The organism is Halobellus clavatus (genome assembly GCF_900107195.1).
GTDB lineage: Archaea > Halobacteriota > Halobacteria > Halobacteriales > Haloferacaceae > Haloquadratum > Haloquadratum clavatum.
Genome location: NZ_FNPB01000011.1, coordinates 72,829 through 85,919 on the forward strand (window position 1 = coordinate 72,829; position 13,091 = coordinate 85,919).

A 13,091-nucleotide genomic window follows, 5' to 3' on the forward strand; every position below is an offset into this window, starting at 1 on the left:
GAACGCACCGCACGCGGTTTATCCCCCCGCGGGGGGTGAAGGGGGACTCACGACTATGCAGGTAATGAGCCGAATCCCGGCGCTCGTGGCGACACCCACCACCCGCGTTCCCGTCGCAACGGCGGTTTATTTCCCCCGGATTGGGGTGCAGGGGCGTGAGCAGGAAGGCGCGCAGGGCGTCGACCTGACTCGAGACGTCCCACCAGCCGATTCCCGAACGCGAATCGGAGTGACCAATGATGGCAGTAGCTAATTCCATTCCCGACGAAGCGGCAGAGCTCGCTGACCAATTCCCGGACGATGTCGACGTAGACGAAGCAGAGATCGCCGAGCGATTCTCGATGCTCGTCGACGAATACCGCGTCCCGAAGGACGAGGCCGTCCGCACCACGCGGAACTACTTCCTCGACGCGTACGGACTCGAGTACGACGATCTGGACGGCCAGAGCGGTTCTAGCGGTCCGGCCGACGAGCGCGATATCGCGACCGTTGAGGGTCCGAACGAATGGCTCTCGGTCACGGCGAAGGTCGTCCAGCTCTGGGACAATGACGTCGACTCCATCGCTCAAGTCGGCCTCATCGGTGACGAGACCGGCACCATCAAGGTGACCGTGTGGGAGTCCGCCGACGCACCGACCATCGAGGAAGATGGCGTGTACCGATTCGAAAACGTCGTCTCCGACGAGTACCAGGACCGACTCAGCGTCCAGGTCAACTCCGCGTCCGACATCGTTCCCGTCGACGACGAGGACGCCGCCGACCTCGAAGTCGGCTCGACCGATATCGAGGCCGCTGGCGCAGTCGTGGCTGTCCAACCCGGAAGCGGCCTCGTCAAGCGATGTCCAGGCGAGGACTGCACGCGCGTTCTCCAGAACGGGCGCTGCTCCGAACACGGCGAGGTCGACGGTGAGTTCGATCTCCGAGTGAAGGCGGTCATCGACGACGGCCAGACGGCCTACGACGTCCTCTTCAATCAGGAAGCCACCGAGGATCTCACCGGCATCACCATCGAGGAGGCCAAGCAGATGGCGATGGACGCTCTCGACACGAGCGTCGTCGCCGACGCCGTCGAAGAGGAGATCCTCGGACACTCCTACACGGTCTCCGGGCCGGTCATCGGCAACTACCTCGTGGTCAACGACTGCGAGGAGGGGAACACGCTTTCCGAAGACGCTGTCTCGCCCGGCAGTGCAGCGAACGGTGATCGCGAGGTCGCCAAGCGCGTCTTCGCAGAAGAATTCAACAACGCAACGAGCACTTTCACCGAATCCGACGAAGACCGTGCGCCCGTGTACTCGCTGCTGCCGTCGGGTGAGAAAGCCAATCGCGTCTTCGTGGTCGGAACGCTGACCGAGACGACGGACGTCGGCAACGACTCCGAGTACTGGCAGGCCCGCATTGTGGGCCCGACCGGGACGTTCTTCGCCTACGCTGGGCAGTACCAGCCCGAGGCTGCCAGCGTCCTACGGAACGCGGAAGCCCCGGCGTACGTCGCAGTGGTCGGCAAGGCGCGCACCTACGAGACCGACGACGGTGACGTCAACGTCTCCATCCGTCCCGAGTCGATCAACATTGTCGACGGTGAGGCTCGGGACGCGTGGGTCGCGGAAACCGCCGAGCAGACGAAGGCACGGCTCGAGGCGTTCGACCCCGACGACCCCACCGAGAACGACGACGAGCGCAACTACGATGCGATGGCGGTCGACCTCTACGACCCTGACATCGATGCCTACGAGGCGATGGTCAGCAACGCTCTCGACGACCTCGAGGCTGGCGAGATCAACGAAGGAGAGGACGACGAGTAGGGCGGCGCACTCCCCGCTGACGCTGTCTCTCCCTCCGTCGTTCGACTCGTCTCACGCACTTCCATATCCACGCTTCGGGGGGTTTCTCCCCGGCAAGATTTTTTCGCAAACGCTCCCGACCCACCCCGAGCTCGGTCACGATGTAGAAGCGGCTGTCGACGCCGCGAACAACTGGCTCATCGACGAAGCGCAGTCCCTCGCATTTGTCGACGAAAAAGAATCGACCGTGGACTACTCAATCTCCGTCGAGTACCTCTAATCATCTAGAGCCGTCCGCTCGCGTATCGGACAGGCAGTAGTTTGTTCTCCCCTGCCGAGAGTGAGGGATTTCCTATGACCGACAATCGTGACGGACAGTCTCCGAACCAGCACTCGGATAACTCCGTGCTCGCCGATGAGGAGTACGACCCCCTCGCGGAGTACAAACCGTACGCCGTCACTTCGCCGAGCTCGAATGGCATTGCTCATCACGTGCATACGAGTCGCCGTCCGGACTGGAAGCCGGGGCAGCCGTGCCCGCACTGTGGATCGAGACTGATCGTGTCCTCCTTCATCGGGACGGAAATTGCGCGGCATCGTGGCGGCAAAGTCACGCGGCTCGGCGGAGGTGACCGGCTCGGCGCCGTCGAGTATCAGTGCGCGGACTGCGAGACTGTCCTCTACAAGGACGCCGCGTTCGATCTCTGGACGACCCTCCACTTGGACTGACCGTCAAGACTACGATGCCTCCACCAAGGACTCACAGGTCCGTCCAGTACGGCCGTTTTTCGCACTCCACGAGAGATGTAAGCTCGAGTGAGACGTCCCACACCAGCCTCGAGAACAGTCTACTCGCGTCTACCGACAATCACGACGATCCCAACGATCACAATCCATCACACCTATGGCAGAATCCACACCCGAATCACCCAACGGTACCGACACCGACCCAAATGAAGAGCCCGACATCGGCGTCGAGGCCGATACTGAGGTTGACGCCTCTGACACGGAGGCCGAAGCCCCCGACGCTGACGGGACGGAAGTCGAGAAAGCAGATGACGCAGAGACCGATAGTGACGGCAGCGATGAGGAGTCGCCGTCCGACTCCCGCCCACCCCAGGCGTTCTCGGCGATCATCGAGGCTGACCGCCTCGACCAGACGATCACCACGCTTAGCGTTCTCGTCGACGAGTCTCGCGTCCACCTGAACGATCTCGGCCTTCGCCTCGCCGCTGTCGATCCCGCGAACGTCGCGATGGACGAGACGAACATCACCGAAACCGCCTTCGAGTCTTATCAGGCCGATGGTGGCGTCCTCGGCGTCGACCTCACCAAGCTCGCCGACGTCGTCGGTATGGCTGACAACGACGACCTCATCCAGATGTCGCTCGACCCGGAGACCCGCAAGCTCATCATCGAGTTCGGCGGTCTCGAGTACACGCTCGCACTCCTCGACCCCGACACGATCCGCCAAGAGCCCGACATCCCCGACCTCGACCTCCCAGCACGCGTCGTCCTCGAAGGTCGCGACATCGACCGTGCTGTTCGGGCCGCCGATATGGTCTCAGACCACGTCGAACTCATCGTCGATCCCAACGACGAGGCCTTCCGCGTCCACGCCGAAGGCGATACCGACGATGTCGACCTCGAACTCAGTCGCGACGACCTCATCGACCTCGAGATCGGCGCTGCCGACTCGCTCTTCTCGCTGGACTACCTCAAGGATCTCAACAAGGCGATCCCGAAGGACGCCGAAGTCGAAATCCTCCTCGGCGAGGACTTCCCCGCGAAATTCAACTACGAGTACGCCGACGGCGCCGCCACTGTCACCCAGATGCTCGCCCCTCGGATTCAAAGTGACTGATGTCTCCAGAATCCATGACGTCCGATTCGACTCCACCACTCGATCCTGAACTCGAAACGAGCGCCGAACAGACTGGCCTCGATGATTCCCAGCTCGTCGAGGGTGAAGCCATCGTCGACCTCAACATCCCCGACGACATTGCCTACGATGTCGACGATCTCGGCAACGGCCGCCTCGCCATCCAGTACTGGGAAGCCGATCCCTGATCCCCACTCTCCTACCGCCCGGCCCCGGCTGCACCCCTGAGGTTAAACGTCCGGGCAACGCACTTTCGATTGATTGCCCGTGAAACCCTCTGCTGCTGCCCCCGCTGGTCAGATCCTCGCGTACAGCTGCCCCCGTTGCGAGCACAAGGGGATCTACTACTACACCGATCTCGCCCTCTACGACGACGAGCGCGACCTTGGTGAAGACAGCATCCTCCCTGAGGACGCTCCCGCTGTCCCCGGCAGCGCGATTGACGCCGACGCCAACGTTATCGTCTGCCCGAACGAGTCGTGCGGACTCGTGCAGTTCCGCCATATCGCGTTCGAACTCCTTCCCCCGACGGCGGTGCGCGCACGTCGCTCGACGCCGACGGACGACGAGACAAGTGCACTCGTTGAGGCTACTCCGTAGTCGGCCTTGAGAACATCTCGCTCCGCTCGTCGAGGCATCGTCATCCGAAGAACCATCACTGATCTCCGGCATCCCCGCACGGCATTTCTCTCCCTCCACTGGAGGTGAAGGACGTTATGACGAAGGAGTCACCACCGTCAGAGTCGAACGTATCGCGTGCCGGCTCGAAGAGTCGCTCCAAGCCGAGCACCGACGCGGCAGTCTCCCAGCACGTAGAGCTCAAAACAGGGACACGCGCCTTCGATGGATCAGCCGGCGAACGCCCCTCGATCCACAATACTGTCGACTGGCTTGCCGAGAACGAGGCCACCGTCGGTGGAACCCTCGTGAACCACCGCGTGATGACTGGACGGTCAGCGCAGACTACGGATGTCCCTCTGCGCCCGGAGCTTTCCGAGGCGATCCGCAAGAAGGGCATCGATCAAGTCTACGACCATCAGGCGGAAGCGATTCGGCACGCTCGACTCCGCAAACACGTCACCCTCGCGACCCCGACCGGGTCGGGGAAATCACTCCCGTATTCGATTCTCGCCGCCGAGCGCGCCCTCGTCGACGACGCCCGTACTCTCTATATCGCACCGACGCGCGCTCTCATCAACAACCAAGCCGACGATCTCTACGACTTCTTCCAGAACGTCGACTCCAGTCTTGACGCAGGGCGCTACACGGGCGGACTCTCTCGACACCAGAAACGTCGCGTCCGCGAGCGGCAACCGCACGTTCTCGCGACGACGCCTGATATGATCAACTACTCCATCCTCCCGTTCGCCCACAAACTCTGGGGCTGGTTCCTCTCCAACTTGGACCTGATCGTCATCGACGAACAGCATCAGTACCGTGGCGTCTTTGGTAGTCACGTCGGCGTCGTCCTTCGACGACTCCGCCGGCTTGCGAAAACCTTCGACGCTGACCCGACAATCGTCGCCTGCTCAGCCACCATCGACAACCCCCGACAGCACACTGTCCAGCTGACTGGCGTCGACCCGGCCGACGTTCACGTCGTCGACCAGGACACAAGTGCCGGCGGCTCAACGCACTGGCTCTTCTGGCAACCACCCCGCGGCCAGCAGGGGCAAGCTCGATCGACACACCGGACGACCGCACGTCTCGCAGCGGCGCTCGTCGAACGCGGTCTCCAGACCATCGTCTTCACGCGAAGTCGACAAGCGGCCGAACAGTACGCTCAGGTCACCGCTCGCCGCCTCCAGCGTGACGGTTATCCCAGCCTCGCCGACGACGTGGCCGCGTATCAGGCCGCACTCTCGGACGAGCGGCGAGAAGAACTTGAAGCCGGGCTGCATTCCGGCGACATCCGCGTCGTCTGGAGCACGAACGCCCTCGAGGTCGGGATCAACATCGGGAACCTCGACGCCGTCCTCGTCGACGGCTATCCGGGAACACGGATGGAACTCTTCCAGCAAGCCGGCCGTGCCGGCCGGGGGACCGACCCGAGCATTGTCGGCCTCGTCGGCGGCGCTGATCCGCTCGACCAATACGCACTCGACCATCCGGACGATCTCCTTGACGGCAGCGTCGAATCCGTCGAATGCAACCCCCAGAACCCACGTGTCCTTACCGAACACCTTCCGGCAGCCGCCGCCGAAGCCCCCCTCTCCACCGACGACAACACTTGGTTTGGCGATGACCTCCCGAAGTACGTCTCAGCACTCACCGATGCCGGCGTCCTCGACCGCTCGCTCACATCGACAGATATCACGTGGACGTACGTTCCCGACGGGGGACCGCCGCCGAGCCAGCACGTTTCCCTCCGGTCGATCAACTCGCGCTCGCTCCGTATCGTTGTGACACCGGACGACCAGTCCCCCCCGGATATCCCCGCGAGTAACGAGCTCGACGTTCTCGGTGAACTTCCACTCGCCTCCGGTCTTCGTGATGCCCACCCCGGCGCGATCTACTTCCATCAAGGCCAGCGATACCGCGTCATCGACATCGATCTCAACCCGGAAACCCCGCCGGGAGCATCCGGTTCTGCCTCGCCAATCGCGTGGGTCGAGCCTACAAACGCGACCTACACGACTAGCGCGGTCACAGACCGCACGCTCACGCTCCAAGACGCCGACGAGTCACGCGGCCTTCCCGGCACAGCCGACCCTGAGGTTGCGACTGACGGCGGTGACGCAAGCGCCGACACAGCACCCCCCGCCGTCCAGCTCACCGAGTTGACCGTCAGCGAAACCGTCGTCAGCTACTACACCCACCAGTCCGGGAGCTTGAATGGACCTGTTCCCATCGAGACCGACCTTCCGGAAACCGAACTCTCCTCGGATGGTCTCGTCATCACCATCCCGCCCGCCATTCGGGATGCCTTCACCGAGGAGCATCCCAACGCCGATGACCCTGACGCGCCATCGCCGTCCTTCGAGGGGAGCCTCTACGCCCTCACGAACGCACTGCTGGGCGTCCTTCCAGCAACCGTCCTCTGCGACCGCAGCGATATGCGCGGGCTCGCAATCTCGCGTCTCGACACAACCGGTCACCCTACGATTGTCCTCTACGACGACCATCCTGGTGGTGTCGGCCTCGCTCGTAGCATCTTCCAGCACCTCGAGGATGCCCTCGAATTCGCACAGACTCGCGTTGCCGACTGCGAATGTGATGAGGGATGCCCGGCCTGTATCCACCACCCTCACGACGCCTTGAGCAACCAGACGCTCGACAAGGTCGGCGCGCGCCTCCTTGCGGAACTCCTCCTCGATGATACGCAGGCAGCCTGACCGTTACATCGTCCTCTTCGCGACACCCACCCATGGACTAAAGTCAGAGAACTGTATATGTTCTGGCGAGTTGACTGCTCATGGCGAGCGATCTCCCCGCCCCACCGACCGAGTCAGGCGTCTATCCCGAGGACCGTATGAAGGTCTCACGATGGCTGACCTGGAAGGAAGCCGACGACGGCCGCAAGATCCCCCGCGCACCCTATCACAACTCGAATCAGCCAGATCGGTACGTCTCCGCGCAGGACCCAACCATCTGGACGGACTTCGAGACCGCAGCAGAATGGGCAGATAAACTTCCCCATCACCAACCTGCGTACGTCATTCCCGACCGCAACGACTTCGAGACCGACCTCGTCGTCATCGACTACGACGACGTCCGCGATCCCGACACGGGTGAAATCCACCCCCTCGTCCACGATCATCTTGCTGACGCCGAATCCTACGCCGATGTCTCTCCGTCTGGAACCGGCGTTCACATCCTCTGCCGCGGTCAGCTCCCCGAGCGCGTCAAGACCATCTCTGACGACCTCTCCGAACACCAGGCCTTTCCCGAGGCGTCGATCGAGGTCTATGAATCCGCGCGTTTCATCACGATGACCGGCAGACACATCGCCGGTACACCCACCGAGACGCGCGACTGCCGGACCTTCCTTGATGGGCTCGTCGAGGACTATGCGACTGTCTCCGCAGCGACCCCCGATGAAGTCGCCTTTGAACCGGATACCACTCGCGAGGACATCGAAGACGTCGAGACCACGAGCGACATTCAGGATGTCTTCGACGCCATCCAGCACGTCCGACCGAGAGACATCAGCCTCCGCTCGACTGTCACTGAGGAGCGCGCTGACGGTACGCAGTCACTGGATCCATCTTGGGCGAACTCTTCGTCTGGCACGCGCCTCGCTCAGCTCGATGAAGGCTGGGTGTACCGCGATGGTCTCATCGGCCTCGACGCTCTCCAAGTCGTCGCCCTCGAGGAAGGCATCATTACCGACGAACGAGATTATCCCTCTGGGGAGGACTTCTGGGAGGCCGTCGACGAGCTTCGTGCTCGCGGCGCGCACATCCCCGAGTACGAGGAGGACAAGTCGGAGGCCGCCCCATCGGCAAGCGACTGGTCGCCTGCTCCCGACTCTGCCCCCGACTACACCCCTGACCGCGACGCCGACGCCCAGGCGACGGGCAGTTCATCACCGTCCGACCCGGGGTCATCCCACAGCAGCGGTCGGACGCGTGGCCGCGATTCTCCCCGACGCGGCGAGGGCGCAGAATCACTCTACAAGGCAGAAATCGACCGCCTTGAAGCCGAACTCGAAGCTCGACAGGAGCGGATAGACGAACTCGAAGCCGAACTCGATGAGCGAACAAAGAAACTTCGGCGTATCCACGTCCGTAACTCCCAACTCGAAGACGCCCTCAAGAACGACGCCGAAGTCCAAGTTCGTGCCCTCGACACTGACACGCTCGTCGACATCCTGGATGAACAAACGCTCGTCGCGATCGTTGAATATGTCGCCGACACCCACGCTGACGACGATGGCAATCTCGAGCACTCCACAGCCGACGACTCAGGTGGACGTCTCGCTCGTCTCAAGTCCTTCCTTCGCTCGGACTCCTCGTCCTCAACTTCCCGCTGAGCACCTGGTGATTTTCACTCGGTACCAGGGGTGTACACCCTATCCTAAAGCCATATCCACCGTCTTACCTCTCGGTTCCTGTTTTTCGCCCCCGACGTGAGGTGGCGGGAGTCATCACCGATCCCTCTCCGTCCCTCACTATGACCGAGAACGATTCATCTACTCCCGATAGCAACCGGATTCGGACTCGCAAGATACCCGACTCGGAGCGTACGACTGGACCATCCGAGACCACTGACGCCGCCGTCGCCGCTAGGACCGCTACGTGTCCCGAGTGCGACGGAGATCTTCACGTCGACCACGTTCATGGAGAAACCCGGTGTGCTGACTGTGGACTCGTCGTCACGGAGAATGCTATCGACCGCGGCCCCGACTGGCAGGCCTTCTCTGCGGACGAACGCGAACAGAAGTCCCACACAGGGAGCCCACTCACGCCAACCCAGCACGACTTTGGCCTCAGCACCGAGATCGACTGGCGCAACAAGGATGCCCACGGGAACACCATCTCCTCACAACGGCGAGCGCAGCTGACCCGACTTCGCACGTGGCAACAACGGTCCCGGACCGGGAACTCGAAGGAACGCGGCCTCAAGGCGATGCTTTCAGAAATTCAGCGTATGGCCGCCGCTCTCGATCTCCCCGACGATGACTACGACATCGCCGCCGTCATCTGCCGCCGGGCCAGTAATCAGGACCTCCTCCCCGGTCGGAGTTACGAAGGCGTCGCGACTGCAGCCGTCTACGCCGCTATCCGGCAGGCCGGTCTCCCACAGGATCTCGAAGCCCTCACGCAGGTCAGTCGAATCGACGATAAAATCCGCATCAAGCGCACCTACCGGTATCTCGTCCGTGAACTCGAACTCGAAGTCCCGCCACCCGATCCACGGGACTATCTCTCCCGTCTCTGTTCGGAACTCGATCTCAGCCAGGAGACCAAGCGGTTTACGACAGAACTCCTCAAGGACGTTATGGAGGCAGGCATCCATTCCGGGAAGCATCCCGTCGGGATCGCCGCCGCTGCCCTCTACGTCGCCACGCACCACTCAGATTCGCCTTCTAGTAACTCGTGTACGCAATCCGAACTTGCGGAGGCCGCGAACGTGAGTGTGGTCACGATTCGCAACCGCTACCACGACATCCAGGATACGTGTTTCCCGATGGTCGAAGCCTGACCTCTCGAACGTGAGCGACCACATTTTGACGACTGGTAAGCTCAACCAAGGAACATTGCATTACGCACCAATCTTTATGAAGGCAGTTTCTGAATTTCAGCTATGCCGACAGTTGAGGTGTGGTTACTGTGGTTGCACATTGCTGCAGGCACAGTCGCTCTGTTCGCTGGCCTCGGTGCACTCGTGACCAAAAAGGGAGGATGGAGACATCGACAAGTCGGGAAGGTCTTTCTCGTATCGATGGGCGTTGTCGTTGCGACAGTCTTCGTTCTAGTAGCTATCGACCCTGTGGCGTTCCGCATCATCCTCACGCTCGTCGCGATCTTTAGTGGATACCTTGCGTTCTCGGGATACCGTGCACTCTCTCGGAAACGGCCGACCAGCACTGCCCATATGGTCGACTGGGGAGCTGCTGGGAGCGTCGTTCTTGCGTGTGTGGGACTTGGTCTGTGGGGCATCAACTGGTTTCTTGATGGGAATTCTTTCGGGGTCGTAATGATCGTCTTCGGTGGAATCGGAATTGCGTTCGGAACACTGGATATTCGTTCCTTCTATGGTGAGAACTCCGGAGAATGGATGATCAACCACCTCCAACGGATGATTGGCGCGTTTATTGCTACGGTTAGTGCCGTTTCAGCTGTCAACCTCACGTCCGAACTGGGGATTATCGCGTGGTTATGGCCAACCCTCCTCGGCGTTCCCCTCATCGCATACTGGTCAAATAAGTTCAGTTCTCCCTGAATATGGATGCTTCTGAATCTAATTTCAAGCCGACCACATCGACTCCGAACAATCAAGAGATTTGATCATTTCAAAATATACACCCGTAGGCTAATCCACACGACTGTCGACGTATTGATTTTCTCCTCTAAGCCACCGCGTTAGGGTGTCCGACGGCGATCTCTGAATTGTTACCCCTGTAGACCCTCTTCGATTCCTCTACTAATTTCTCCCGCGCGACCGGAATAGAACGCGCAGATAACATCGTCACCTCCCCTCGTCATATCCCACTATGCCATTCACGAGTCCCCCAACCCCCGCGTTTGAGACGGCCACTTATCCAGCAGACTGTCGTGACCACGACCAGTGGTTGACCTGGAGGCCAACCGACAACGCCAGAAAGATCCCACGAGCGCCCTACGCCTATCCGGACTGGCCCAAGCGGTACGTCAATGCTCAGAACCCGGCGGTTTGGACGGACTTCGACACCGCCCAAGACTGGGTCGAGAAACTCTCCGCCGGCTTCGCGCTTGCGTACGTCATCCGCAACCGTGACAAGTACCCCGACGAAAACCTCGTCGTCGTCGACTACGACGATGCTCGTGATCCGGGAACTGGCGCTATCCACCCCGTCGTCCACGAACATTTGCATACTGCAGATTCGTACGCCGATGTCTCCCCCTCTGGAACCGGCGTTCACATCCTCTGCCGTGGTCAGCTCCCCGATGACGTCACGACTGTTACCGACGATCTTCCCACCTATGACACCTTTCCGAACCCCTCTATCGAAGTCTACGACTCCGCCCGTTTCGTCGCGATGTCCGGCCAACATCTCGTCGGGACGCCTACCGAAACGCAGCCAGCGCAGGCATTCATCGACGACGTTGTCGATGCGTTCACGGCCCCGCAGCCACAGGCAGATACCTCATCTGAGGCCTCAGAGCCGCCCACGGAAGCGTTGTCTGAGGCCCCCTCGCCGTCTCCATCTCAACGGTCACCGCCAACATTCACGACCAATATCGAAGATGTCTACCGGGCGGTCGAGACGACGCGACCGTCCGAAATCCGCCTTGCCTCGCCAATTACGGAAACTCGTAGTGACGGCACGAAATCACGGAACCCCTGTTGGACGAATTCGGACTCCGGGACCCGCCTCGCCGAGATGGATGACGGCTGGATCTATCGGGACGGACTCATTGTTCTCGACGCCCTCCAGGTCGTCGCTCTCGAGGAAGACATCATCACGACCGCCGGCGAGTATCCATCCGGGAAGGATTTCTGGGAGGCCGTCGACGAACTCCGCGCTCGTGGCGCGGACATCCCCGAGTACGAAGCCGACTCCGACCACGAGGAGGTGTCCGACCAACCTGCCCCCTCCCCATCCCCGACATCCGGCCGGTCGCTGCGGGACCTCCACCGCGAACTCAGAGAGAAAACCATCGAGCGAAACCAGCACAGAGACGAACTCGTCACTCTTCGTCGAGAACTTGCCGCTCGAATCCGTGACGTCCGTTCGTGACTCGGCGGGCCCCGTGTGTGGCTCCGAGAGCGAACCCGACGACAAGAATTTTCCATCATTCCGTCGGATTTCTCTCCGGCCATTACAGGTGACCCACGAGATAACTCAGTATGACCAACACCAGACCACGGGCCTTCACAGTACTGACAGAGCACCCGCTCCCACTCGACGAAAACGAGGTCGCGGCGTTCGCCGAAAACCATCCCCAGCTTGACCCGGACATCCACGCCGATGCACTCCACGAGGACTACATCACTCTGCTCGCGAAAACTTCCGAATGGCGTGTCTTCACCATCGATCTCTACGGCTTTGATGGTCGCATCTACCTCTGGCACGGTTCTCTCGGCGAAGGCCTCGCCGTCCCAACGGACGAGTGGAGAGCAGGGAACCTCGCTGAAGCCTTCACTCTCTACCGGCAGGCCATCGCCGACAACGTCAGTCGTGACGACCTTCCCAGCACGCCCGATGACGACGCTGAGTGCCCCTACTGCGGGGGTGAAATCTCATCCTCGTCGAGGCAAGCAGGTTCGGTTGACCAACGCTGTACGAGCTGCGGCGAGCATCGAAGCATCGGGTGACTGGCTTGCCATCTTGACTACAAAACACCGAACCGCCTACTGACTAATCTCGACGCTTCCCTCCGGTTTTCTTTCCCCCACGAGAGGTGAGGCGTATTCAAAAATGTACTATAGAGTCCGATTTCCCGACGTCGGCGCAGGCGCGACGCGGCTTGCGTGCTTTATCGAAGGCGAGAGCGAAGCCGCGGTCCGCGAGCTGGCAGCCGACCACCCGCACTTCCGAGGCTGGGACGCTTCAAAGGGAAGTGTCCGGAAGACGAACCTCGCGAACCGGAAGTCACTCGAGAACCGAATTATGGACGTCACCAACCCGAACGCGGCCGTCCTCGAAGACGGCACCGTGCTTCGTCGGTCTCTGGAGCGCGACGAGGTCGTCGAGCACCACCCCGAACGGACGTAGGCGCTCCACGACCGACCGAACCCCCACCGCCCCGCCCCCTGCACAGCACCGCACGACGTAG

12 protein-coding genes and 1 pseudogene are annotated in these 13,091 nt (G+C 61.3%); all 13 read left to right on the forward strand.

The genetic code is table 11. The annotated features are described in order from the left end of the window. Nucleotides 1-239: 239 nt before the first annotated feature. Nucleotides 240-1,151, forward strand: a pseudogene (locus BLU74_RS14445) (replication factor A); the annotation flags it as partial. Next, entirely contained in the window at nt 1,131-1,805 is a 675-nt protein-coding gene (locus BLU74_RS14450; RefSeq protein WP_235853667.1) for an RPA family protein, read from the forward strand. The pseudogene BLU74_RS14445 and the gene BLU74_RS14450, both read left to right, overlap by 21 nt. 333 nt (nt 1,806-2,138) lie before the next feature. Further along, entirely contained in the window at nt 2,139-2,513 is a 375-nt protein-coding gene (locus BLU74_RS14455) for a hypothetical protein (protein ID WP_089768574.1), read from the forward strand. A gap of 403 nt (nt 2,514-2,916) precedes the next feature. Next, entirely contained in the window at nt 2,917-3,648 is a 732-nt protein-coding gene (locus BLU74_RS14460; RefSeq protein ID WP_235853665.1) for a DNA polymerase sliding clamp, read from the forward strand. Further along, nucleotides 3,648-3,854: a hypothetical protein gene (locus BLU74_RS14465; protein WP_139175824.1), complete on the forward strand. Its 207-nt coding sequence runs from the start codon at nt 3,648-3,650 to the stop codon at nt 3,852-3,854. Before BLU74_RS14460 ends, BLU74_RS14465 begins: the two co-directional genes overlap by 1 nt. 79 nt (nt 3,855-3,933) lie before the next feature. After that, on the forward strand, nt 3,934-4,266 hold the full coding sequence (locus tag BLU74_RS14470) for a hypothetical protein (protein ID WP_089768581.1): 333 nt from the start codon (nt 3,934-3,936) through the stop codon (nt 4,264-4,266). Nucleotides 4,267-4,382: 116 nt separating this feature from the next. Continuing rightward, complete coding sequence (locus BLU74_RS14475; RefSeq protein ID WP_089768583.1) at nt 4,383-7,001, forward strand: DEAD/DEAH box helicase; 2,619 nt, start codon at nt 4,383-4,385, stop codon at nt 6,999-7,001. Between the two features lie 137 nt (nt 7,002-7,138). Next, nucleotides 7,139-8,641, forward strand: coding sequence for a hypothetical protein (locus BLU74_RS14480; protein ID WP_139175826.1), 1,503 nt, complete (start codon nt 7,139-7,141; stop codon nt 8,639-8,641). A gap of 140 nt (nt 8,642-8,781) precedes the next feature. Next, nucleotides 8,782-9,813: a transcription initiation factor IIB gene (locus BLU74_RS14485; protein WP_089768587.1), complete on the forward strand. Its 1,032-nt coding sequence runs from the start codon at nt 8,782-8,784 to the stop codon at nt 9,811-9,813. 102 nt (nt 9,814-9,915) lie between these two features. Then, complete coding sequence (locus BLU74_RS14490) at nt 9,916-10,554, forward strand: hypothetical protein (protein WP_139175828.1); 639 nt, start codon at nt 9,916-9,918, stop codon at nt 10,552-10,554. A gap of 349 nt (nt 10,555-10,903) precedes the next feature. After that, a complete protein-coding gene (locus BLU74_RS14495) occupies nt 10,904-12,052 on the forward strand; it encodes a hypothetical protein (protein ID WP_089768591.1) in 1,149 nt (382 codons plus the stop codon). Nucleotides 12,053-12,162: 110 nt separating this feature from the next. After that, nucleotides 12,163-12,630 carry a hypothetical protein gene (locus BLU74_RS14500; protein WP_089768593.1) on the forward strand — a complete coding sequence of 156 codons (468 nt, stop codon included), beginning with the start codon at nt 12,163-12,165 and terminating at the stop codon, nt 12,628-12,630. Nucleotides 12,631-12,733: 103 nt separating this feature from the next. Then, entirely contained in the window at nt 12,734-13,030 is a 297-nt protein-coding gene (locus BLU74_RS14505) for a hypothetical protein (protein ID WP_089768595.1), read from the forward strand. The last annotated feature ends 61 nt before the right edge of the window (nt 13,031-13,091 follow it).

Excerpts from the sequence above, each read along its gene's own strand:
- BLU74_RS14465 (WP_139175824.1), top strand. The coding sequence starts at position 3,648 with ATGTCTCCAGAATCCATGACGTCCGATTCGACTCCACCACTCGATCCT.
- BLU74_RS14490 (WP_139175828.1), top strand. The coding sequence starts at position 9,916 with ATGCCGACAGTTGAGGTGTGGTTACTGTGGTTGCACATTGCTGCAGGC.
- BLU74_RS14505 (WP_089768595.1), top strand. The coding sequence starts at position 12,734 with ATGTACTATAGAGTCCGATTTCCCGACGTCGGCGCAGGCGCGACGCGG.
- BLU74_RS14475 (WP_089768583.1), top strand. The coding sequence starts at position 4,383 with ATGACGAAGGAGTCACCACCGTCAGAGTCGAACGTATCGCGTGCCGGC.
- BLU74_RS14480 (WP_139175826.1), top strand. The coding sequence starts at position 7,139 with ATGAAGGTCTCACGATGGCTGACCTGGAAGGAAGCCGACGACGGCCGC.
- BLU74_RS14500 (WP_089768593.1), top strand. The coding sequence starts at position 12,163 with ATGACCAACACCAGACCACGGGCCTTCACAGTACTGACAGAGCACCCG.
- BLU74_RS14485 (WP_089768587.1), top strand. The coding sequence starts at position 8,782 with ATGACCGAGAACGATTCATCTACTCCCGATAGCAACCGGATTCGGACT.
- BLU74_RS14455 (WP_089768574.1), top strand. The coding sequence starts at position 2,139 with ATGACCGACAATCGTGACGGACAGTCTCCGAACCAGCACTCGGATAAC.